This window comes from Lacticaseibacillus chiayiensis (assembly GCF_004123795.1).
Lineage (GTDB): Bacteria > Bacillota > Bacilli > Lactobacillales > Lactobacillaceae > Lacticaseibacillus > Lacticaseibacillus chiayiensis.
Window position 1 is genome coordinate 55991 of record NZ_MSSM01000008.1, and the last position, 21978, is coordinate 77968.

The following is a 21978-nucleotide window of genomic DNA, read 5'->3' on the forward strand; positions in this document are numbered from 1 at the left end:
GATAAAGGCATACTGTTAAATTACTGGATATTGCCGCTCTTGTTTGTCTTGCATGATTTCGAGGAAATGATTATGGTGCCGATTTGGAAACAGCGACACTCTCAACGAATTCGTCAAATGAAAAGGCCTTTCTTTGGTGCGGTGACTAGTGGGCAAGCTTTTTCGGTTGGCGTATTGGAAGAATTATTGATTTTAATTGTAGTTTCGTTACTCAGCTATAAGTTACACAGTCCGATTTTGTGCCTAGCCTTCATGGTGGCTTATACGTTACATTTTCTCATGCATTTTCGAATGTGCTTAGCCTATCAAGGTTATGTCCCAGGCATTATTTCTGCTACTTTGGAATTACCGATTATGATTTGGTTGATATTGACATACTGGCAGCAAAGCCAATGCACAATTAGTGAGTTTGCCATCTACTTTGTTTTTGCTTTTATGGTTATGATGTTGAACCTCCGTATTATGCACGAACTGATGCCACATATCCAAGCGAGAATGACGACATATACCAAAACGTCATCGTTATAGTGAAAAAGTGCGTATAGCCAAGTAAAGACCACGAAAGAGGAAGTGAGTGTCTGACTTCCTCTTTTGCGGTCTAAGTTTTGATTTAGAAGCTGCTGCGCTTTTCAAATCATTAACGCGCAGAGATTAACGGGCGCGTGCGCCGTTTTTGCCAAATAATGGTGGCCAACAAGATAACCAGCAACAAGTGAACGATAGCCGATACGGCACTAGCCTCGAGTCCAAAAGTCCCACCAGTCAGAGGCTGAAATGTCGTTGTAGGCAGTGATTTCAGGATAAAACTCTCGCTGGACATGCCGGAAACCGTAACACCAAATACAGGGCCTTCAGCAAAGTTCCAAATGGCGTGAAAAGCGCCGCACAGCCAGATGCTGCCGGTCAAAAGTCGGAACTGCGACATCGCGATGGCAAATAAGAACAAGCCAATGGCCGCGGGAAGGTTGAAGCCGGGATTGGCCATATGTAGAAGTGTGAAAAGAATTGCGTTGAGCAAAACAGCCATTACGACCTTATGTCGCTTAAGCCAGTAACCCATGACGTAGCCGCGACAAAGCAGCTCTTCGAACATGGACTGGATCGCGTAGCCAAAAAAGAAAAGAACTAGCCAAAGCAGGTTTGATCCTTGAAAGATGACCAGTACTTGATACCCGCCGAACAAGGTGATGATGCCCCAAATGAGGCTGAACATGATGAATCCGAAAAGTAAGCCCAGCGAATAGTTTCTGGCGGCATGTTCTCTTGCGAATGACAGAATATCACGATCGCCGCGATAATGAATGACCATGCCGATAATACCGATGGCCTCGCCGAATAAGAAAAGCAAGTCAAAGGATTGCGAAATATTAGTGTCATCCTTCAAGATGCCGAATAATCCCATCAGAAAAGGGACAATGTCAGATAAGAGTGACCAAGCAAATGCAATGACGAAAACCAGTGCAATCGTCATAAATGACCTAGGTAGTTTTTTGAGCTGATTAATCGTGCTCGCCTCCGAATAAAGTTTGGCTTAAAGTTGTCAGAATTAACAAAATAAGCTTCTTTTAGGATAGCCTTAATTTTTTAATCGGGCAAATGGCAATATTTGACTCAAAACTTCCAATGAGCTTTTTTTATTACTAAGCTTAAAGACGATAGCGTCATCGCCACCTCGTCCATTGCCGATAAAAGCAATCAACTTTTCATTTTGCAACAAAAAAGCAGCTAGTAAACAATGTCTACTAGCTACACATCACGTGCGTCCGCTTCCTGTGGGTGGTAAACCCCGAAACGCTAGCGTGAACCACATCTCTACAGCTAAAATGTCTGTTGACAATCTTTTTGTCAACTTAATGATTTAATGAAACGGCGATCGATATCCAGATGCAAGGCCTCTTTTCAGCTACTCAAGACAACCATACAGGAACTCGTTTGACAACAAGGCGCCACCCCGCCAACTTTCCCCCTTTTTTTCGCAAATATATGAGTCCAAAGTTTGTGAATGCTAATAAGATTGTTACAATAAGGTTGTGGCCAATTGACCGTACGTTGGAATAATTTTGTAGATGAGGATGTGGTGAATCAATGGCAGATGTTGTCATTTTAGGTGCCGGATATGCGGGCATTCGGGCCGTTAAAACGTTGAGTAAGCTCGCACCAAAGGGAACAACGATCACAGTGGTTGACCAAAACACCGAACATGAAGAGCGCACGCAGCTTCATGAAGTGGCGGCAGGTACGATGCCTGCGTCGAGAATTACGTTTAATATCCAACAGGTTCTCCCTAAGGATGTGCATTTTCTTCAGGCAAAAGTCAGCAAGGTTGATGTGTCGACCAAGATGGTGATTTTGGCTAACCATGCGCCGCTGCGTTACGATTATCTCATCATCGCCCTCGGCTTCCGGTCTGAGGACTTTGGGCTGCCTGGCGCCGATGAAAATGCCTTGCCGCTGGACAACGTGGCTTCTGCTCAAAAAATCACCAAGACGATTGAGCAGCACGTTGCCAACTACAAGCAGTCAAAAGATCCAAAAGACTTGACGGTGATTGTTGCCGGAGCCGGATTCACGGGTGTTGAGTTACTAGGCGAATTGACGCACAGTATGCCGGAGCTGGCTAAAAAGTACGATACACCACCGATTAAAATTATCTCCATGGAAATGGCAACACGCATTTTGCCGATGTTCGATGAAAAATTAGCCAATTATGCAATGGATTACCTCAAGAGTCATGGGGTGACCATGATGACTGGTTCCAAGATTACGAAGATCGAGCCGAAAGCCGTGGTCTATGCTGATGGCGATCAGGAAAAGAAAGTCGAAGGGAATACGATCATCTGGACGGTCGGCGTTTCAGGCAGCGATGTGATTGCTGATTCAGGCTTCCAGCAGCGGCGTAACCGTGTGGTAGTTTCCAACCATTTGAATTTGGAAGATCATCCTGAAGTTTACATTATCGGGGATGTGTCCGCGGTCATGGCAGGCGATTCCGGTCGGCCTTATCCAACCACGGCACAGATTTCTACGCAAGAAGGCGATCAGGCAGGCAAAAATGTTGCTGCGGCGTTAAATGGTCAGCCGTTGACGGATTTTGTTTACAAACCAAAGGGCACGGTTGCGTCACTTGGCAGCCAAGATGGTATCGCCCAAATTGGCAAGGGTCACAAGTACACTGGTTTCATTGCTAAAATGCTCAAGCGCGTCATCACGGACAAGTCGTTACTGGAGGACGCCAACTTGACAACAATGTTGAAGCAAGGACGCTGGCCGCTTTAATGATCCAGTGGCAAGTGCCAAGCTTGTTATAGAAAAATAGTGATCGCAAAAGGGGCAGCGAGTTTCGCTGCCCCTTTTGATGTCTAGAGATGTCGCTTTGTAAATCAATGTCACAGAGAGCAATTTTCCAAAGCAAGTTGCTTCAGTAGCGTAACCCAAAGCCGAGTGTTCGGTCGCCCAAAATGTGTGCTGACCAGATCAATGCCGCGGCCAATAAGCCGTACTGAGCACCAATCAAAGCCAACCCCCAAAGAAGGATGGGGCCAATGAACGTATGACCAACATCGTAGCTGACATTACCGACTTTTTCGTTAACGAGAAATCCTAAAGCACTTATGTCAGGGATCAGGAAGCCAACAATAAATAATAGCCAGCTGAAATCGAACTGGACAAAGTAAACATAAATGACGAGTGCAAATCCTAATGCTGATTCTATTCTTGGAAGCCACTTCATGATGCACCATCCTTAGACACTATTAAGATATAAAGTAGGTAGAGCAAGTCTTTTACTGGGCGGTCGCGAATAAACTAACACGACACCACCTGCCTATGATGCCGCGATAGAAAGCGATGTGCTGTCGTTTAGAGCTAGTAAGTGCAACGTCTACATCATGATAGTATTATTCATGATGCTTTAGCAGGTACGTTTTTCCGCCGATCAGTCCAGAAGGCAACGGGTGAGAGGCACAAGACAATCAAGGCGCCAATCAGATAGGTGTGGCTGAATGCTTGCGCCAGATGCTTATTTTTGCGTTGCTTGATTTCACTGAAAGTTGTTTGCAACGTTTGCTTTTGGGCGATTTGCTTGATTGCGATTAGCGCAGAACGTTGGCCTTGCGCAACAGTTGCAACGCCGGCAGCAAGGCGAGTAATGCTAATAGTAAGTGGCGAGCGACTTTGTTGGGCAACTTTTGCGAGTGTGGCCGAGCCGCTTGTCAGTTTACTGCTGCCTTGTTGCAAAGCGACACTCGCATCATATAGTTTACGCAGGTCGCTACCTGCAACGGGTTTAGGCAAGTTGGTTTTAGCACTGGCTGCTTTCGTGATGGCGCGGGTCATCTTTTTCTGTTGATAAGTGGTTGGCGTTGAAGAACCGGAAAAGATCTTGGTTAACTGTTGATGAGCAACAGTTTTGACATGTGGCGATAACGTTTTTTCAGTCACCAGTTGATCAGCAGTGTGATAGATTTGCGTCTTGGCAGAGGCGATATTTGTATCAAGCACAGTCACCAGAATGGCGATTCCGAGGCATGTTCCGATTTGCCGCGCAGCGTTGACAATGCCGGAGCCGATACCACTTTTGTTTTTAGGCAGATAACGGACCGAGGCAACGAGTGAGACTGATGAAAAACCGAAACCAAAGCCATTGATGACTAAGAGTACCACGATAAGAGCGGTGGCCGTATTGGTTTTGATCAGTGAAAGTAAAAACAGACTTACGGCCATGATGATCATACCCGCCAATGTCACTGGAATTGCGCCGACTTTGGCGAGTAAACGCGTACCGATTGGCATGGCGACCATGATGGTAAGTGACACCGGAATGATGATCAAAGCTGCATGTAACGGACTGTCACCAAGCACATTTTGTAGAAAATAATTTAGGATCAAACTTGGGCCAACAAGTGCAAAACCGGTCATAAAGTAAACGATACTTGAGGCACTGAGGGTCTTTTCACGAAAAAGATCAAGTTCCAATAATGGATTTTTAATATGATGCTCAATGACAATAAAGGCGATAAGAGCCACGGCACCACCGATCAGACTGCTGAGGATCAGTGAAGAGTGCCACCCATATTGACGACCTTCTAGTAGGCCAAAAGTGACGCCGCCAAGTGCAGCCGTCAAAAGTAATAAACCAGGAAGATCAATGCGACCAGCCAGCGATTCATCGTACGATTCGTGTGCACAGATACCGACAAGTAAAAATGCAAGTAAAGCAAGCGGAACATTAATGCCAAAAATCCAGCGCCAGGAAGTGACTTGCAGAATCATGCCACCAATTGGCGGACCACCAGCTGCTGCTAACGCGGTCACGGCACCAACCAATGCGGCGACCTGATTGAGTTTTTCTTTGCCAAATACTTCAATTCCCATTGGTAACACAATTGGCGTGATAATTGCCCCGCCAAGACCTTGGAAAAATCGGAACGTAATGAGCATGGGTAGCGACGTGGCAGTTGTGCATGCTGCGGAGAAACCGCCGAAAAGCGCGAGGCCAAGCAACATGATTTTTTTGCGACCAAAGCGATCCGCGATTTTAGAAGTCGTAATCATGAAAACGGACATCGCCAAAGTGTAAATGGTCATGACCCAGCTGGTGTTGGCAAGTGAGCCATGAAGATCGTCCATAATTTTAGGGATGGCAATATTGACGATGGTGGTATCGAGCGTCCCCATGAACATCGCAATGGTCAAGCCGATAGAACAAAGTGCCCGGGTTAAACGGGTCATCACATCAGATCCTTTCATCTGTTACAATTGGATACATGTGACACATGTGTGACTTTCGAAAGCACTTTGAGTATACTGGTGACAGCGACAAGCAACAAGTATTTGGCGACAAGTGCTACAAATTGGTGGTATTTGTGTCAGTTAGGAGATTGCGATTATGAATGGGAAGCAACGGATGGCGCTGCAATCAAAACAGTGGCTGGTGGATGCCTTGGTTACCTTAATGCAACGTGGCGAGGCAGTGACGGATATTTCAATCACGGAAATTGTTCAAACAGCGGATCTTTCGCGTAAAACCTTTTATCGGGCGTTTAAGACCAAGGATGATTTAATCGATTATTTATGCCGTCAGTTGACAGACAATTATTTTGAAAGTCTGAAACAGGCCACCCGCGGACAAACGCCGATTAGTTTCGAAACGACGATGCAGCACTTTTTCACGTTTTGGTGGCAACAAAAAGACCTTGTCCGCTTATTGATTCGGCAAGGTCTGTTCGATCGTTTGAATGGTGTCTGGCAACATGATGCCGTTGACAAATACCGTCAGTTTCCCGCACCGTGGCATGCGGCGGGGACTGATCGAGAGGTGAATTATATCATGGCATTTGCGCTCGGCGGGTTTACTAATGTCTTACGCTTGTGGTTGGCCCAAGATCACCCTGAATCGCCAGAGCAAGTGCAAAAAGTGGCGTTGGCAGGTTTTGGCCAGTTAGCGCAGAATATTGGTCGCGCAAATTAGTGCGGCGAGTCTGTGATCTTTTTGGATAAGTGCAGCTCTCTCAAAAAGATTACAAGTAAAAGTTGATGGGCGCTGTCAAATTGACCTGATCAAGCGCGAGGGTGTCATTAATGCTTTTTCCTTGCGGGACATCAATCAGCAGGCGAATCGTTTTCGTCTCGTTTGGTTTGATGACAGGTGGGGTCGAAAGCATTCTGACAGTGACTGGGTGCTGGTCATTGGACGCCGAGAAATGTTTCTCGGAAAAGCTCAAAGGAACGGCGTATCGCGTGTTGTGAATGGTCAAGGCGATTCCGTTTTGGTTCTTTGGAATATCTGGCAGGTACTTCGTTTGGATGGTGAATAGGCGTTGTTTGTTGGCACCAGCATAGATCACTCGCTTGCCAATCGTAACCGGTTTTCGATGAATGGCTGGGTGAGCAATCGGATATGATTAGGAGCGTTTTGATAAGCCAACGGATCGATGGCAAATTGCGACTGTCCAGAAAGGCAATGAGAAGCAACAGCAATAACGTGCTGGCAATCCAAAAAAGTGCCAGCGCAGTTTGGATCATGACAAAGTTCGCTGTGACCAGAAGGATGATAAGCAAGATCAGTAACAATATGGTGCTTTTTTTAAAGCAAATCTTCCTCTTCATTTTACTTCTCCAAGTTAGTTAAGTCTGTGCTGAATGATTGAAGTTCATTCAAACAAATACAACGCTGTGTTTCCGTATTATCAACAAATCTAATGAAGAATGATTTGGAGGGAGATTTAACTTAATGCCATTCTCCTACAATTTTTTGGAAATCAATCTGTTTTGATGAGAAAGTTTTAACGTCTGGACTGTCATTGATATATTCAGTATCTGGCCCGAACACCACATGATGGTTTGTTAGCACCACATTCTTGAATACCCATAAAGGACTTCTCTTGGGTGTTTTATTAGTAGACTGCACAAAACAAAAAGTCGGATTAACGCAATGAAAGAAAAATGGCCGTCGCTCGTATAAATTGAAAAAATAGGTCTTTGTATGGCCGGCCATATTATCTGCTTCTGTCAGCATGAATTTTCCCCGGCCAATTGTGATGGATGTACTGTGCGAATAAGACATTTGTAGCGCCGACACCTCCCCGCCAGTTGAAAATCCGGTTTCATGAACGCTCAAAGAAACCATGAACAGGCAGAGGACAGCGCCGATTCGGAGCGTTTTGAGAAGCCAACGGATTGATGGCAATTTCCGACCGTCCAGAAAAGTAATGAGAAGCAACAGCAAAATTGTTATCGCAATCCAAAAAAATGCCAGCGCGGTTTGGATCATGACAAAATTTGCTGAGATCAGAAGGATGCTGAGCAAGATCAAAAACACCACGGTACTTTTTTTGAAATATAGTTTGTTCTTCATCTTTATTTCTCCAATAAAAAATATGACAATACAGCGACATTATCCGATATATTGTCATATTTAAAAAGCTTTATTTTCCCAGATTGAAAATCTTTAACTAAAGATTAAAGATAACTGTTAATTACATTTTGGTAGACTTTTACGACGTCTGCTGCTTCTGAACTGGAGTAATCATAGGGAGCCTTAAACTTCTTAAAAGCAGCTAATGCAATGCTGTACGCTTGTCCCCAAGATCCTGTACCGCCTGAGAGCAAGATTTTCGTATCTGATGACAATGTATCTAAGGAACCGTTGAATCGATTGTTTAGATAGGAGTTAGCCCTTTGTTCATTTCCGTGTCCAGAATAGTACTCTGTAATAACCGAGGACGGTGTGGCATCGTCTGGCAAATTATTTTCTGTTCGGATGGAACTATACAAGTTAATTGCATCCATATCATCAATTAGATCTTCAGGACCAAATGATTTATCTTTGCCCACTACAGCAGACAGGGAGTCATAGAATGATACGTACTTTTTAATCTGACGGTGCGCATCGTTGATAGCCGTCAACAGATCCCCACACCAACCACCTAAATCTTGGATACCTGATACAGACTGAGGTTCACCCCAAAACAATAGTGAGTTTAAGGCTACCATCACAAGGCATAATCCCAATGTATTGGCTATAGTCAGCATTGAGCCATTGCTGCAATTGACGAACATTTTTATCACCACCAGCGACTAGAACAAAGGCGCTCATGTCGAAAAGTGCTGCCATTAAATTAACGGTTACAATACCGTCTGCATTAAGCCCTGCATCAGTTTGTAAGGTTTTGAAGGCTTGCTGTGTTGCAGATGAAAACTCCTGATTCAAGTTGCTTCCTGGATCGATACCCTTACACCAAAAAGCGCCTTGGATTAGCTGTGCAATGTTACCTGTATAACCTGGTTTCAGATTGCCAACAACGCTAGCCAGCGCTGACCGCGTTGCCGGACCAAATCCTTCGCCAATATCCGTGATACCAAGTTCGTGTTGCAATGCTTCACGTAATGCGTAAATCGTTGGCCACCCGGTATGACCATCTGGATTTACTTTCTCAAAACCCGACACATTGCCGTAAGTCGCGTTGAGCCAATTTTGAACTTCTAGTACTGCTTGATCTGCCATGTTAAACCCCCTCGTATAATTGCTAAAGGGAACGTACGTTCGATTCAACAAAATCAGTATGCGCTTATTTTTTTATTGATTATGGGATGGAGGCCAATTAAAAGCAGCCCAACCCTTATGACAGGTGATGTGCTGCTTGTTTTTCTTGCTTTGGAGTGTAAGTTTGCCCTTAAAATCAGTTGGAAGTCTCAGTAGCAGGTCGCTCAATTGGCAGTTTATATTTCTTTTCCTTGCGATGGATGTTCGGAAGCCACCCCAATGACTTTCTTCATGGCGGCAAAATCAATTTTTCGAATGCTTTCTGTGTGCCACGGGTTCATTCGCTGAGGTTCATATCTCAATGTGCCATCTTCGGTAACGGATAAAAGATATTCCTGACCTTCAGTAACACCTGCTTCGGCGGGTATCGGCAAACTAAGCGCGTTACCGGCGCGTTTAACAGTGAATGAACCGAGTGTTTGACTTTGATGCTGTTTTGTACTCATTTGGCCTGTCCTCCTGTAAATATGAGTATATCGATTCGATTCGGTAAAGGCACGTAAAAAGAATAGGAAGACGAAGTAGTTTTACTTACAGCCAAAAACGCGCTGATCGAATATTTCTCATAAAATCGATCAACGCGTTTTCTATTTTTCTATAAAAAGTTTTCCAACCCAACAACCAATTGATCCGCTTCCTGCACCTTACGAATGGCGACGGCCACGCCTTGCATGAAGCTTTGGCGGTCGAAGGAGTCTTGGCGGATGGTGAGGGCTTCGCCGGGGCCGCCGAAGAGCACTTCTTCGTGGGCGATGTAGCCGGGTAGGCGGACGGCGTGGACTGGGACGTCATCGATGCGCTGGCCGCGGGCGTCGTTGTCGATGGTGGACAACGGCTTTTGGGTGCGTCCGGCGGCAATTTTGTGCGCAGTGGCGATGGCGGTGCCTGATGGGGCGTCGGCTTTGTCTTGGTGGTGCATTTCGATAATTTCGGCGTCAGGGAAGTAGGCCGCAGCTTCCTGGACGAATTTCATCAATAAAACAGCGGAGAGGCCGAAGTTGGGGGCGATCAGGCCGCCGAGGTGTTTTTCTTTAGCAAGCTTGATGAGGCGGGTTTGATCAGCCGGCGCCATCCCGCTGGTGCCAATGACTGGATGGATGCCGGCGTTAATGGCGGCTTCGGTGTTGGCTGCGACCGCGTCGGGATTGGTGAAGTCGACCCAGACATCGGCGACGTTGGCATTGAGTTGGTCGTAACGGTTGAGGACTTTGACCTCAGCCGGCAATCCGTAATTTTGCGGGTTATTGATGGTGACTTTCGGGTCAAAAACGGCACTTAATGCGAAATCTGAATGTGATTGGATCATTTTTACGGTTTTTTGACCCATGGCGCCGCGAAAACCGGCGACAAGAACGTGAATCATGCGAGCACCTCCGATTCAATAGCTGATAGTTCCGGAACGCCTAAAAGCCGGGCGAGTTCCTGTTGTTGTTTAGTGGTTAGTGGCAGGATTGGCAACCGTGGACTGCCAACGTTGAAGCCCAAAGCGTTGAGCGCGGCCTTGGTTGGCGCTGGCGATGGGAAATGGAATAAGGCTGCCATTTTTGGCAATAGTTGCCGTTGCAGGGCCGCCACCGTCGTGATGTCGCCCCGATCTAATGCTGCATACATTTCACGAATGCTGTGTGCGTAAAGATGGGATGCGACTGAGATGACGCCCATGCCGCCGAGCGTTTTAATCGTCAGCGCCTGGGCATCTTCGCCGGTCCAGACACTAAAAGCGTCGTGTTTGGTTCGATCAATGATGTCGCTCAGGGCGGCGAGGCTGCCGCATTGCTTGATACCTTGAATCATGGGGTTTTGCGCCAACGTTGCCACGGTTTCCGGTAGCATCTCAACGCCGGTTCGGCCGGGGATGTTGTAAATGATGATCGGTTTTTGGGCATTGGCTGCGACCGCGGTGTAGTGAGCGATCATCCCGTTTTGATCAGGCTTGTTGTAGTAAGGCACGACCACCAGTGTTGCGTCAATCCCGGCAATTCCGCCGACTTCGTGGGTAAAATCAACGGTTTCCCGCGTATTGTTCGACCCTGAATTGGCAATGACTAGTGCCCGACCATGAACCATCTCGACAAACCGCGTATACAGCGTGATTTTCTCGTCATGACTGAGCGTCGGCCCTTCACCTGTTGTGGCGCCGACGACAAAGCCATCATTGCCTTCTGCAATCAGATGATCTACCAACCGCTGCATGACGGCGTAATCAATGTCATCGCGATCATTAAACGGCGTCACAATCGCGGTGATTAAATCTGCTTTTTGCATGAAAAACCCTCCAGTTAAAGTGAGCGTGAGTCGGCGCGGTTAGGGGTCGGAGTGTAAGTGGCCTTGGGTGTGATGGCTGGGCTTTGGCCATTGCGACCAAGGTCCTTACACGCAGACCCCTGCGCCGGGGAACGCGTTATGGTTAAGCGTGAGTCGGCGCATGAAACACGATTGAAAATCAGTCGTTCTTGGCTCAATTTTTTTCCGCCATCCGATGCTCCAGAAAATGCACAACGGCTGTCACACCCGGTGCTAACGCGGCTTCGTCTGGTGAAAAGTCAGGTGCGTGCAGTTGCGAATCTGGATCGTTGACGCCTAGCCAGAACATGGTGCCGGGAATTTTATTTAATAGATAGCCGAAATCTTCGCCGGTCATGACAGGACCAGTTGGGGCAAAAGTGACGGCAGGATCGCCTTGCATGTACTGAATGAAATCCTGGGTCAGTTGCGGGTTATTTTCGACGGGGTAATAACCGCCTTGATTCAAGTCTACGTTGACCTCGCAGTTGAAGCTGGCGGCGATGCCTTGGCCAATATCGCGAATGCGTTGTTGGAGGAAATCAATTTGTTTTTGGGTAAAGCCGCGTAAAGTGCCTTCCAAATGGGCGTGTCCGGCAATGACGTTGCGAATGGTTCCGGCGCGCATCAGGCCAAATGTGATGACGGCGCTGTCGGTGGGGCTGACATTACGTGCCACCACGGTTTGAATCTGATTGATAAAACTGGCAGTGGCGACGATCATATCGTTGGCATTTTGCGGTAAAGCTGCGTGGCCGCTTTTTCCGATCAGATCGACATTAATTTCGGTTGTTCCGGCAAAAAGGGTGCCGAGCCGTGTGCTGATGGTGCCGGCCGGTAAGTCAGGACGATCATGCAGCCCGTAAAACTCATCGATGTGCCAATCACCGGTGAAAGTGCCCATGTCATAGGCAAGTTTGCCGCCATTTTTGCTTTCTTCGGCTGGCTGGAAGAAGAAAATCAGATTGTCTTTTGGCTGGTAGTGGGCAAAATAATCAAGAATTCCCAGTGCGACGGTCATGTGAATATCATGGCCGCAAGCATGGGCAATGCCGGGATGTTGCGAACTAAATGGCAAGCCGGTTTGTTCGGTTACAGGCAAGGCATCGATGTCGGTCCGATAGCCGATTGTCCGCTGGGGTGCTTGCCCATGAACTTTAACGAGCAAGGCAGTTGGCAGTTTTGGCAGCGTTCGGATGGTGAGCCAGGTTTGCGGGAAACTCTTCACGGTTTTAAGTAGGAACGCATGTGTTTCTTTTTCCTGCAAGGCTAATTCGGGAATTTGGTGGAGGTTGCGGCGAATGGCAATCAGTTCAGCTTCCTTCATTAAATGTCACAGCTTTCTGAGTTCATCGAGCAGCACGGTTTTGGCTTCGGTTTGATCGTTGACCTGCTTGATGACTTTGGCCGGAACCCCAGCAACCACCGTGTGTGCCGGCACATCGTTAATGACAACGGCACCTGCGGCAATGACCGCACCTTCACCGACGCTCACACCTTCAAGCACGACTGCATTGGCACCAATCATGACGTGATTGCCGATTGTGACAGGTTTCGCTGATGGTGGTTCGACAACGCCAGCCAAAACGGTACCGGCACCGATATGGCAATGTTTGCCGACAATAGCCCGGCCGCCAAGCACCGCGCCCATATCGATCATGGTGCCGTCGCCGATTTCAGCGCCGATATTGATGATCGCACCCATCATGATGACGGCATTGTTGCCGATCAGGACTTGGTCACGGATGATTGCGCCGGGTTCGATTCGGGCATTTTCCGCTTTGATATCCAGCAACGGAACGCCGGTGTTACGACCCGCGGTTTCAACATAGTAATCGTCCAGCTTGGCCTTTTTCAAAATCGGTTGAATGACGGCCCAGTCGCCAATGACGGTTCCGGTGTGTTTGCCAACGAATGCATGAACACTTTTCGGGAAATGTAAATCCGCTAACTTACCTTTGAGATAAACTTTGACGGGTGTTGTTTTCTTGCTGTTGGCGATGGTTGAAATAATCTTTTGGGTGTCTAATTGTGCCATGATGACCTCCTATTTGGTTGCGGCAGTGGTGGTATCGGTGGTTTCAGGTGCTGGCTGACTCGGGGCGGCGTAGTGATGATCGTGCTGAATCAAGTCGGCGTATGTTTCGCGTGTGACGACCAGCTGGGCTTGGCCATTTTCAACAAAAACGACGGCCGGCCGCGGGTTGCGGTTGTAGTTGGATGCCATGGAGTAGCCGTAAGCGCCGGTGTCAAAAACGGCGACCACATCGCCTGGCTGCGTGGCTGGTAAGGGCGCATCGTCGATTAAAATATCGCCGGACTCGCAGTACTTGCCGACGAGATGCACGTGCTCGGTTGGCTTGGCGGTCGGATGATCGGCGACGACAGCTGTATAGGTTGCCTGATAAAGGGCGGGACGGATGTTGTCGCCCATGCCGCCGTCGACCGCGACATATGGCCGCAAGCCGGGAACATCTTTGCGGCTACCCACCGTGTAAAGACTGTAACCAGCTGGACCGACAATCGAGCGCCCCGGTTCAATCCAAACTGCCGGCAGCGGCCAATCAAGCTGGCTGCTTTGCGTCTTCAGTGTGCTTAGAATGGCTTTGACAAACGCTTCTGGTGGTAACGGGTCATCCTGTTTGGTGTAGGCAATGCCAAAGCCGCCGCCGACATTGAGCACTTGCGGGACGAAGCCGAACTGGCGGTGCCAATTTTCAAGGACAGCCAATAGCTTTTGGGTGACGGCTTCAAATCCGGCGACTTCGAAAATCTGGGAACCGATATGTGCGTGAATGCCAAGCAGATTCAGGTGTTCATCAGCTAAAACCCGTTTGGCCGCTTCATCTGCCTGCCCACTTGCAAGATCAAAGCCGAATTTGCTGTCAGCCTGGCCGGTTTGGTCGTAAGCATGCGTGTGGGCGCTAATGCCTGGTGCAACCCGAATCAAGACGTTTTGCTGACCAACTGTCGCGTGCAAAAGTTCGTCCAGTAAATCTAACTCATGAAAGTTGTCAACGATAATGGTGCCGACGCCAGCATCCAGCGCCTGTTCGAGTTCGGCTTTGCTTTTGTTATTCCCGTGAAAACTGACCTTGGCCATTGGGAAACCGGCAGCTTGAGCCGTGTATAATTCGCCGCCCGACACCACATCAACGTGGATATTTTCAGCCTTTGCGACATCGTACATGGCAATCGTTGCGAATGCTTTGGAAGCATAGCTGACGGCGTAATCGACGTTAGCCGCCTCAAAAATCTGCTTGAATGCGCGAATCTGCTGGCGAATCGCCCCGACGTCGTATACGTAAAGCGGCGTTTGAAAAGTGTGCGCCAACTGACTGGCCGCAACGCCGCCGATGGTTAATTGACCCTGATGGTTAGTGGAAAAATTCATGAAGATTCATCCTCTCGTGAACACGTTATAACGTGAACTGGCAGGGCGACGGCAAACGAAAAGGGATCCTTTTGTTTGGCCACGCGTCAAACAAAAAGATCCCAACTTGCAATCTACTTGAATGATAGCGCCCCGCTTAGGTTTCTAAGCGACAGTACAGGATTTATTCAACCCTGGCCCAACAGGCATGCCGATCCCAACGCACCCATTTCGGCAACCGCCCCTTTCACCAAATGTCAACGCGAAGGATCTCGCTCGATTCGGATACTCATGTTGGTTGCAACCTCTATCTGTTTATCACCAGACTATAATAAAAAAACGGGGGCGTCAAGAGCGTGACTGGCCCGGTGAACGCGTTTATGAGAGCAGCAGAGAAAATCAGTAACCTCAAGTGTGATGGGGCTAGGCTTAGGCCATTGCGACAAAGGCTCTTAAATGCCAACTCCTGCGCCAGCTCATTCTTTGCCCTTCACTACCCCAAACTCCTCGTCATTCGTTTGAACAAAAAAATTAAAAACAAATTTCAACAATTTCTTTCTATGCAATGCACGCAAAACATGTTGATTTGACGCGATCGTTAGGGGTTGTGTTTCTTGGGGAGTCTGCTAAAGTACAAAATAAAATGACAGGGTTCTCATTTGCAGAAACAAGCTGGCAAAAAACGATTTCGTTGATGCAACGTCTGTGAGTGAATAGATGCAAGTTGCTTGCGATAGAGAATACATTAGGGAGGCTGTTTATCGTGCAGGTCGTAAAATTTGGCGGGTCATCATTAGCAAATGGGTCGCAGTTTGCCAAAGTTGTGGCAATCATGAAAGCAAATCCTGCGCGGCAGGTGATGGTGACCAGTGCGCCTGGAAAACGGCATCCCGGTGATGTGAAAGTGACAGACTTGCTGATTCAATACGCGCAGGCAGTGTTGCGCCAGGAATCGGCAGCTGAAGTTGTGGCCAAGATTGTGGCGCGCTATCAAGCCATTGCGGATGATTTTGGACTTGATCCTCAAATCATGCAACAAATCAGCAATGAACTATACCAGCTGCCGAAAATGACGTTTGCCAATCATGATTATCTCATGGCTGGCTTCAAGGCCCGTGGAGAAAAATTGAATGCTTTTCTAATGACCGCTGTCTTGAATCACGAAGAACTTGAAGCAACTTATGGTGAGCCGAAAGACTTAGGTATCGTGGTCACTGATCATCCGAATGATGCAGAAGTTTCACGTGAAACCTATACGCATTTGGAAGCTTTTGGTCGGCCGTTGGGTGTGCTGGTGGTTCCGGGGTTTTATGGGTATACCAGCCATGGTGCGATTGCGACGTTTTCGCGTGGTGGTTCGGATATCACTGGAGCCATTCTTGCCAATGGATTTCATGCCGACTTATATGAAAACTTTACCGATGTTGATGGCGTGGCGGCAGCCGATCCGCGGGTGGTTGCAAATCCGCAGATGATTCGGGAAATGACTTACCGCGAGATGCGGGAGCTGTCGTACGGTGGCTTTGGTGTTTTTCATGATGAAGCGATTTTGCCGGCAATTGCGGGACAGATTCCCATTAATTTGAAAAACACGAATCATCCCGATTTACCTGGCACCATGATTGTTCCGGAACAGCATTTTATTCCGAAACACGCCATAACCGGGATTGTGAGTTCGCAGCATTTTGGGGCCATTTACCTCCATCGTTATTTGCTGAATAAAGAAGTCGGGTTTACGCTGAAGTTGTTGCAGGTTTTGGAGCGACATGGCATCAGCTATGAGCATATGCCAAGCGGGATTGACGATCTGACGATTATTTTGGATGATCGGCAGCTTAACGAGGCCAAGCGGAAGGCTGTGTGCGATGAGATTCAAGCCGCGGTGCATCCCGATGTTTTGAAGTGGATTGATGACTACGCGATTATCATGATTGTCGGTGAAGGGATGGCGCAACGAACCGGCTTGATTCAAACAATTCTGCAGCCGTTAGCGAGTGCTGGCGTTCACGTGTCGATGATCAATGAAGGCGCCTCGCAGATTTCGCTGATGCTGGGCACCTCGCGCGAGTCTGCTAATCGTGCCGTGAAAGCAATTTATAACGCCTTTTTCATTCCGATCAATCAACGTCTGGAGGTACATTAGAATGGTAACCCTACAAAAAGTTCACGGTTCCGAAAATAGTTTCTTTTTACTGGATGAAACGCAATTGACCCAGCCGTTGACGAAAACGCAGCTGGCGACCCTGACACAACGGTTAACCAACCGTCATACGGGATTGCTGGGCGGTGCAGATGGCGTTTTGGCGATCACAGACGCTCCTGGAACGGCAGGAAAAATGACCGTGGTGAATACAGATGGCAGTTTTGCTAAACTGTGTGGCAACGGATTGCGCACCGTAGCACGGTATTTAAGTGAAAAAACCGGCCAAACATCTTTCCGCGTCCACACTGATTTTGCGGATTTGGCTGTTGCCAAGCAGCCGGCGCTTGCTGTCGGGGTGCCCGCTTATTCGGCTGAAATTTCGCCGGTCAGTTTTGCGCCACAAGCGTTGCCGTTTGCCAATTTAGGAACGGATCGGATTGTGGACACCGTGTTGCCAGCCATTCATCCGCATCTGAAGTTCACTGCGGTTGCCGTGCCAAATCCGCACTTGGTCGCTTTTGTCTCCAAGGAGGAACTGGCAGGTCCTGATCTTGAACAGATCGGAAAGCGATTGAATGGGAAAAATCCGTATTTTCCGGAAGGGGTCAACGTGACGTTTGCCGAAATCTTAGGGCAGGATACGTTGTTTGCGAGAACATACGAGCGCGGCGTCGGTTTTACCAATGCTTGCGGCACAGGCATGTCAGCAACGACCCTAGCCTTTATTTTGACACATCCGAATCAAGCGGCGTTGGATCGCGTCAATACCGTGTATAATCCAGGAGGCATGGTCAAAACGATCGTGCACCGCGATGATGGGCGTTACTGGATTGAATTAATCGGGAATGCAACGGTCACCGCAACGATTACCTTGCCGGAAGCAGCCTTAGTTGACGTGAACTTGCAGCAGGCGGTCATCAAGTCGACAGGCGAACAGGCGGCTTATGAACGATTCGTTGCCGCGTTACCGCATCGTGCATTGGCTGACACATTGACAGAAGGAGTTTAAAAAACATGAGTGGTTATCACGTAGCAGTTGTGGGTGCAACCGGCGCCGTTGGAACCCGGATGCTGAAAATGGTCGCAGAAAGTAAATTACCGATCGCATCGGTTTTGCCGCTTGCAAGCAAGCATTCAGAAGGCAAACAAGTACCGTTTCGCGATGGGACGTTGACCGTCCACGAAACAACTGATGATTCATTTAAAGGCATCGACATTGCGTTGTTCTCGGCTGGCGGCTCGGTTTCCAAACGGTTTGCTCCGGCAGCCGTTAAAGCCGGCGCCGTGGTGGTCGATAACACCAGTGCTTTTCGAATGGAACCGGACATTCCGCTCGTTGTACCGGAAGTGAATTCGGAAGCGTTGCGGCACCATCATGGTATTATTGCCAATCCTAATTGTTCAACCATCCAGATGGTTACGGCACTGGAGCCGATTCGCAAGGCATTTGGCCTGAAACAAGTCGTGGTTTCGACTTATCAGGCAGTTTCCGGTGCTGGCCAGTCAGCCATGAATGAATTGTTTGATGAAACCCGGGCAGCACTGGATGACAAGCCGCTGGAGCCGAAAATTCTGCCGACTGCCGGTGATAAGAAACACTACCCGATCGCCTTCAACGCCCTGCCGCAGATTGATGTTTTCGAACCAGACGGCTACAGTCATGAAGAATGGAAAATGATTCACGAAACCAAGAAAATCATGGCTGGCGATATGAACAGCGATGCCATCAAAGTCACGGCAACCTGTGTGCGGATTCCGGTACCGATTGCCCACTCAGAAGAAGTTTACTTTGAGGTGGCGGATGACAATGCCACTGCCGATGCGATTCGGGCTACGTTAGCGAAGGCACCCGGCGTCGTCGTCCAGGATGATCCGAGTCAGCAACTTTATCCGCAAGCCAGAAACGCGGTTGGCAGCAAGGAAGTCTTTGTCGGCCGTATCCGCGCCGATGCCGAAAACCCGCGCTTTTTCCACATGTGGGATGTTTCCGATAACCTCCTCAAGGGTGCCGCGTGGAATTCGATGCAGATTGCGGAGACCATGGATGCGATGGGTTTGATTCAGCCGAAGTGAAAATGAATTGTAAAACCGATACTGTGTTTGGCCGCTGAGAGGTGGTGACATGGTATCGGTTTTTGTTTGCGTGCTCAATTATATTTCTAATAGTGGACTATCTCAAATGGACTTATTAAGAATAATGATTAGACGATACATAAATTTTTAGGAGTTTCATTTGCCTACCAGACCGCACTTATAATAAAACTTTTATTTCTTTTTATTGAGATTAAGCTTGAAAGGAATTGTTTATATAAGACATAATCTTTTTTAGAAAACGTTTTCCGGATTAATGGGTTCGGGTTAGCTAAGCCGTTTTTTGATGAATGACAAAGCGACTAAGCCAAATGACTTTCGCTCATGGCGTTGTTTCAGTGAACGTCATGAGCTTTGTTTATAAGATAGGGGATGAGCGATGTTTCGAGTACTTTATTCGCGTTGAAAATTGTTGCATTATGATCACCGAAAACATCACTAAAGGAGAAGAAATTGCATGAAAAAAGCAAAACTTTTAGGTGGCGTTTTGGCGGCGTTTGTTGTAGCAACAGCCGTTGGAATACTGTCGATTCACAATCAGCTGACAGATCGATCAATCCATTTTTATCTGAGCAAACAAGCTACGCAAAAGTCCCACAAGGTACGCAGCGTTATCGCAATATCGAGTTGTATACTGCGGGGCAGGAAAAGCCGACCATGATGCTGAAAGAGATGACCGGTTATGATCCAGAAGGGCAATATGTGACAGTGCAGCATAAGGGGCAGTATGTGAAGCGTGTGACTTATGTTTCAAAAGAGGCGTTTCTTGAGAGGATGCCACAGTAAGTAGTGACTTAAAGGCTGATGGAGCATGAAAGTTTAAACACAGACGGATCACGTTCACGCTAGCATAATATTAGTTTCGCTCTTTAAGACCGTTTATAGGGCGGTAACGCATGGCCCTGTTATTTATTTTCATGTTGTCGATGGTAAGTATATGATTACCCATGGATTTACAAAGAAGACGCAAAGGACGCCTCGGTTACAAATTGAGCACGCAGAGAAGATCCGAAAAGAGTATTTTCGTCAGTCTGACAAGGGGGAGTGAATATAATGCCAAAAACATCTAGAGTTGAAGACTTGATAGCTAAATACACGGCTGATCCCGAGGCAAAAGCGGAGTTTGATCAGGGTAAGGCACGACTGATGGCTGCTTATCAGTTTATGAAAGCTCGCGAGGCAGCCGGATTATCGCAAAGAGATCTTGCGACAGCAGCTGATGTACCGCAAAGAACTGTTGCCCGAGTTGAGCTGGGCGATAACACGAGTCTTGACACTTTAAGTAAGATCGCACTAGGACTTGGGAAAACACTTGATGTGACTTTAATAGATGACTAGGTTACAAATTGGTCCATGCAGAGCGCATGGGCTTTTTTTTGCAGCAGTTTTCCGATTGCTTATGATTTTTGTCTAATGATGATGTCGATAACTCATGGGACGGGACCGGCGAATAGACAGCGCGCTAGGGGCAAAATGGTGAACGGATCGTGACAGGTTGTTGATCAAATTATATTGTACGAAACATGAAAATTCTTAGCAGTTGAAGTTATCATTGACACTCCCGCAATACCCGTTATACAATCAACCTCCGCGTTTTTAACCAAATAAATGAAGAGGTGATTCGATATGGTCAAGGTTCATTTTGAAACGGTTCCGCAAAGACCGGATTCGGTGCTGGTTGTACAATTTTTTAATGACAACATGGTCTGGGTACATAATGCTAAACGCCAATGGGAGCTGACCGGTGGCAAATTGGAGGCCGGCGAGACAGTCATTCAAGCTGCGGTGCGTGAGTCGTTTGAAGAGTCTGGTGCCGTGATTAAGCCGAGTTCAATTGTGCCGCTGGGTTATTATGTGTTACCGACCGGACATGTCACCGCTGTCGTCCGCGCTGAAGTTGACCGGCTGATGGCGATCCCGGCGTCTTCTGAAACTGATGATCGCCAACTATTATCTTCACCATTGCCGGATGCGGGCCGTTCGTTTCATGACGATGTTTACAGTCAGATCTTTCGCCATATCGGGTGGCCGAATGAATAGCCGCCGCTATGGCCTGTTGCTGAACGGCTTGTCGGTGGCAGTGATGGCATTGACGCCGGTGATGAACAAATGGTCGATGATCACGTTGTCGCCACTAGCTGCAAGCTTTTATAATGCACTTATTTCATTGGTGTTGACGCTGGTCACGATCGCGATGACCAAAACGAAAATCGTGTGGATTAAACAACCGGTTGTGTGGATTTTGGGCCTGACCAATTGCTTAGGCATCTTCCTGCAATACCTGAGCCTCTTTTTCCTCGACCCAGTGAGCGTCGGGCTGATCGGGCGCTTTTACATTGTTTTCGCCATTTTGCTGTCAGTGTTCATGTTGCATGAAAAATTCGACCGCCGCGAACTGGTGCCCATTTTGCTCTGTATTGCCGGAACCGCGCTGGTGTCTGATTTTTCCGGAAATGTGAACAGTATCATCGGCCTTGCCTGTGCACTTGGCTATACGTTTAGCTTTGCTTTAACGAATACGTTAGCTAAAAAGGCACTGACACATGTTGATGAAAAAGTGCTGCTTTTGTATAACCAAGGCACCGCTGTTGTTATCCTCGGACTGGGACTTGCTGGCAGTGGTAAGCTTTATTTTTCACCCAACATGGGCATGGGCGCCGTTGCTATCTCAGCGTTTTGCTCAGGTTTCTTAGGGTTATTGCTGTTTTACCGCGGGCTTAAATTCATCTCATTTCGTGATGCTAATTTAATCCGGGCGCTTAATCCGGTATTTGTCTTACTTTACTCGTTGCCATTCTTCACAATTCAGATAACGCCAGCATTTTTATTAGGCGGCGTGTTGATTGTGCTTTCGATTGTCTGGATGTCGCTGCCGGTTAAGAAGACGGAAATTGACTAAAATATCCCTTGATAGTGAGCAGTCTGTTCAATCCTAGATGCAGTTCATTAAACTGCCAAAACTTTTGTATGCATCTTACAGGTTGATCATTTTCATAGGGTTCATCGAATTAAATCTAGCAAAGGACAATCTTTGCGCTTATACAA

The 21978-nt window shown here is 47.7% G+C and carries 23 protein-coding genes, 1 pseudogene and 1 riboswitch; of the genes and pseudogenes, 11 read left to right on the forward strand and 13 right to left on the reverse strand.

The features are described from left to right. Positions 1–30: 30 nt before the first annotated feature. Complete coding sequence (locus tag BVJ53_RS04490) at positions 31–528, forward strand: HXXEE domain-containing protein (RefSeq protein WP_263932703.1); 498 nt, start codon at positions 31–33, stop codon at positions 526–528. A 109-nt stretch (positions 529–637) separates the two neighbouring features. Here the strand turns inward: BVJ53_RS04490 and BVJ53_RS04495 are convergent, their stop codons facing one another. After that, a complete protein-coding gene (locus BVJ53_RS04495) occupies positions 638–1471 on the reverse strand; it encodes a CPBP family intramembrane glutamic endopeptidase (protein ID WP_129301347.1) in 834 nt (277 codons plus the stop codon). Between the two features lie 614 nt (positions 1472–2085). On the opposite strand from BVJ53_RS04495, the gene BVJ53_RS04500 reads away from it, so the two are divergent. Beyond that, a complete protein-coding gene (locus tag BVJ53_RS04500) occupies positions 2086–3276 on the forward strand; it encodes an NAD(P)/FAD-dependent oxidoreductase (protein ID WP_129301348.1) in 1191 nt (396 codons plus the stop codon). Between the two features lie 142 nt (positions 3277–3418). On the opposite strand, the gene BVJ53_RS04505 is transcribed toward BVJ53_RS04500, so the two are convergent. Both BVJ53_RS04505 and BVJ53_RS04510 read right to left on the reverse strand, forming a co-directional pair. Next, positions 3419–3730: a DUF4260 family protein gene (locus BVJ53_RS04505; RefSeq protein ID WP_129301349.1), complete on the reverse strand. Its 312-nt coding sequence runs from the start codon at positions 3728–3730 to the stop codon at positions 3419–3421. Positions 3731–3900: 170 nt separating this feature from the next. Then, positions 3901–5730 carry an MFS transporter gene (locus BVJ53_RS04510; protein WP_129301350.1) on the reverse strand — a complete coding sequence of 610 codons (1830 nt, stop codon included), beginning with the start codon at positions 5728–5730 and terminating at the stop codon, positions 3901–3903. Between the two features lie 157 nt (positions 5731–5887). Between BVJ53_RS04510 and BVJ53_RS04515 the strand changes: the two genes are divergently transcribed. Continuing rightward, on the forward strand, positions 5888–6469 hold the full coding sequence (locus BVJ53_RS04515; protein ID WP_129301351.1) for a TetR/AcrR family transcriptional regulator: 582 nt from the start codon (positions 5888–5890) through the stop codon (positions 6467–6469). Positions 6470–6518: 49 nt separating this feature from the next. Here BVJ53_RS04515 and BVJ53_RS04520 read toward each other — a convergent pair whose 3' ends face one another. The 10 genes and pseudogenes from BVJ53_RS04520 to lysA form a co-directional block, all read right to left on the reverse strand. Then, a complete protein-coding gene (locus tag BVJ53_RS04520) occupies positions 6519–6845 on the reverse strand; it encodes a hypothetical protein (RefSeq protein WP_191983427.1) in 327 nt (108 codons plus the stop codon). A 383-nt stretch (positions 6846–7228) separates the two neighbouring features. After that, a complete protein-coding gene (locus BVJ53_RS04525; RefSeq protein WP_129301352.1) occupies positions 7229–7855 on the reverse strand; it encodes a hypothetical protein in 627 nt (208 codons plus the stop codon). Between the two features lie 104 nt (positions 7856–7959). Then, on the reverse strand, positions 7960–8496 hold the full coding sequence (locus tag BVJ53_RS15055) for a hypothetical protein (RefSeq protein ID WP_167470164.1): 537 nt from the start codon (positions 8494–8496) through the stop codon (positions 7960–7962). Beyond that, a pseudogene (locus BVJ53_RS04535) lies at positions 8489–9004 on the reverse strand (peptidoglycan-binding domain-containing protein); the annotation flags it as partial. The gene BVJ53_RS15055 and the pseudogene BVJ53_RS04535, both read right to left, overlap by 8 nt. A 215-nt stretch (positions 9005–9219) precedes the next feature. Further along, on the reverse strand, positions 9220–9489 hold the full coding sequence (locus tag BVJ53_RS04540) for a hypothetical protein (RefSeq protein WP_129301353.1): 270 nt from the start codon (positions 9487–9489) through the stop codon (positions 9220–9222). Positions 9490–9638: 149 nt separating this feature from the next. Beyond that, complete coding sequence (dapB, locus tag BVJ53_RS04545; protein ID WP_129301354.1) at positions 9639–10406, reverse strand: 4-hydroxy-tetrahydrodipicolinate reductase; 768 nt, start codon at positions 10404–10406, stop codon at positions 9639–9641. Further along, positions 10403–11308, reverse strand: coding sequence for a 4-hydroxy-tetrahydrodipicolinate synthase (dapA, locus tag BVJ53_RS04550; protein ID WP_129301355.1), 906 nt, complete (start codon positions 11306–11308; stop codon positions 10403–10405). Before dapA ends, dapB begins: the two co-directional genes overlap by 4 nt. Before the next feature lie 193 nt (positions 11309–11501). Continuing rightward, on the reverse strand, positions 11502–12653 hold the full coding sequence (locus tag BVJ53_RS04560) for an N-acetyldiaminopimelate deacetylase (protein WP_129301357.1): 1152 nt from the start codon (positions 12651–12653) through the stop codon (positions 11502–11504). Between the two features lie 6 nt (positions 12654–12659). Further along, positions 12660–13364, reverse strand: coding sequence for a 2,3,4,5-tetrahydropyridine-2,6-dicarboxylate N-acetyltransferase (gene dapD, locus BVJ53_RS04565; RefSeq protein WP_129301358.1), 705 nt, complete (start codon positions 13362–13364; stop codon positions 12660–12662). A 9-nt stretch (positions 13365–13373) separates the two neighbouring features. Further along, complete coding sequence (gene lysA, locus BVJ53_RS04570) at positions 13374–14720, reverse strand: diaminopimelate decarboxylase (protein ID WP_129301359.1); 1347 nt, start codon at positions 14718–14720, stop codon at positions 13374–13376. A 117-nt stretch (positions 14721–14837) separates the two neighbouring features. Next, positions 14838–15017: riboswitch (Lysine riboswitch) on the reverse strand. Between the two features lie 445 nt (positions 15018–15462). Between lysA and BVJ53_RS04575 the strand changes: the two genes are divergently transcribed. The 8 genes from BVJ53_RS04575 to BVJ53_RS04610 all read left to right on the forward strand — a co-directional run bounded on the left by BVJ53_RS04575 (position 15463) and on the right by BVJ53_RS04610 (position 21832). Beyond that, on the forward strand, positions 15463–16842 hold the full coding sequence (locus BVJ53_RS04575; protein ID WP_129301360.1) for an aspartate kinase: 1380 nt from the start codon (positions 15463–15465) through the stop codon (positions 16840–16842). Position 16843: 1 nt separating this feature from the next. After that, a complete protein-coding gene (gene dapF, locus BVJ53_RS04580; protein WP_129301361.1) occupies positions 16844–17851 on the forward strand; it encodes a diaminopimelate epimerase in 1008 nt (335 codons plus the stop codon). A 5-nt stretch (positions 17852–17856) separates the two neighbouring features. After that, the gene (locus tag BVJ53_RS04585) at positions 17857–18915 is read left to right on the forward strand and encodes an aspartate-semialdehyde dehydrogenase (RefSeq protein ID WP_129301362.1); all 1059 of its coding nucleotides are present in this window, start codon (positions 17857–17859) and stop codon (positions 18913–18915) included. Between the two features lie 471 nt (positions 18916–19386). After that, a complete protein-coding gene (locus BVJ53_RS04590; RefSeq protein ID WP_238150138.1) occupies positions 19387–19719 on the forward strand; it encodes a YxeA family protein in 333 nt (110 codons plus the stop codon). Positions 19720–19840: 121 nt separating this feature from the next. Next, positions 19841–19981, forward strand: coding sequence for a type II toxin-antitoxin system RelE/ParE family toxin (locus tag BVJ53_RS04595; protein ID WP_263932687.1), 141 nt, complete (start codon positions 19841–19843; stop codon positions 19979–19981). A gap of 5 nt (positions 19982–19986) precedes the next feature. Continuing rightward, positions 19987–20271 carry a helix-turn-helix transcriptional regulator gene (locus BVJ53_RS04600; protein WP_129301364.1) on the forward strand — a complete coding sequence of 95 codons (285 nt, stop codon included), beginning with the start codon at positions 19987–19989 and terminating at the stop codon, positions 20269–20271. A gap of 288 nt (positions 20272–20559) precedes the next feature. Beyond that, the gene (locus BVJ53_RS04605) at positions 20560–20973 is read left to right on the forward strand and encodes an NUDIX domain-containing protein (protein ID WP_129301365.1); all 414 of its coding nucleotides are present in this window, start codon (positions 20560–20562) and stop codon (positions 20971–20973) included. Further along, the gene (locus BVJ53_RS04610; RefSeq protein ID WP_129301366.1) at positions 20966–21832 is read left to right on the forward strand and encodes a DMT family transporter; all 867 of its coding nucleotides are present in this window, start codon (positions 20966–20968) and stop codon (positions 21830–21832) included. Before BVJ53_RS04605 ends, BVJ53_RS04610 begins: the two co-directional genes overlap by 8 nt. Positions 21833–21978 lie beyond the last annotated feature (146 nt).

Bases quoted from the DNA above. Each gene is read 5' to 3' on its own strand.
- BVJ53_RS04495 (WP_129301347.1), bottom strand. From the start codon at position 1,471: ATGACGATTGCACTGGTTTTCGTCATTGCATTTGCTTGGTCACTCTTA.
- BVJ53_RS04500 (WP_129301348.1), top strand. From the start codon at position 2,086: ATGGCAGATGTTGTCATTTTAGGTGCCGGATATGCGGGCATTCGGGCC.
- BVJ53_RS04505 (WP_129301349.1), bottom strand. From the start codon at position 3,730: ATGAAGTGGCTTCCAAGAATAGAATCAGCATTAGGATTTGCACTCGTC.
- BVJ53_RS04510 (WP_129301350.1), bottom strand. From the start codon at position 5,730: ATGACCCGTTTAACCCGGGCACTTTGTTCTATCGGCTTGACCATTGCG.
- BVJ53_RS04515 (WP_129301351.1), top strand. From the start codon at position 5,888: ATGAATGGGAAGCAACGGATGGCGCTGCAATCAAAACAGTGGCTGGTG.
- BVJ53_RS04525 (WP_129301352.1), bottom strand. From the start codon at position 7,855: ATGAAGAACAAACTATATTTCAAAAAAAGTACCGTGGTGTTTTTGATC.
- BVJ53_RS04540 (WP_129301353.1), bottom strand. From the start codon at position 9,489: ATGAGTACAAAACAGCATCAAAGTCAAACACTCGGTTCATTCACTGTT.
- dapB (WP_129301354.1), bottom strand. From the start codon at position 10,406: ATGATTCACGTTCTTGTCGCCGGTTTTCGCGGCGCCATGGGTCAAAAA.
- dapA (WP_129301355.1), bottom strand. From the start codon at position 11,308: ATGCAAAAAGCAGATTTAATCACCGCGATTGTGACGCCGTTTAATGAT.
- BVJ53_RS04560 (WP_129301357.1), bottom strand. From the start codon at position 12,653: ATGAAGGAAGCTGAACTGATTGCCATTCGCCGCAACCTCCACCAAATT.
- dapD (WP_129301358.1), bottom strand. From the start codon at position 13,364: ATGGCACAATTAGACACCCAAAAGATTATTTCAACCATCGCCAACAGC.
- lysA (WP_129301359.1), bottom strand. From the start codon at position 14,720: ATGAATTTTTCCACTAACCATCAGGGTCAATTAACCATCGGCGGCGTT.
- dapF (WP_129301361.1), top strand. From the start codon at position 16,844: ATGGTAACCCTACAAAAAGTTCACGGTTCCGAAAATAGTTTCTTTTTA.
- BVJ53_RS04585 (WP_129301362.1), top strand. From the start codon at position 17,857: ATGAGTGGTTATCACGTAGCAGTTGTGGGTGCAACCGGCGCCGTTGGA.
- BVJ53_RS04600 (WP_129301364.1), top strand. From the start codon at position 19,987: ATGCCAAAAACATCTAGAGTTGAAGACTTGATAGCTAAATACACGGCT.
- BVJ53_RS04605 (WP_129301365.1), top strand. From the start codon at position 20,560: ATGGTCAAGGTTCATTTTGAAACGGTTCCGCAAAGACCGGATTCGGTG.
- BVJ53_RS04610 (WP_129301366.1), top strand. From the start codon at position 20,966: ATGAATAGCCGCCGCTATGGCCTGTTGCTGAACGGCTTGTCGGTGGCA.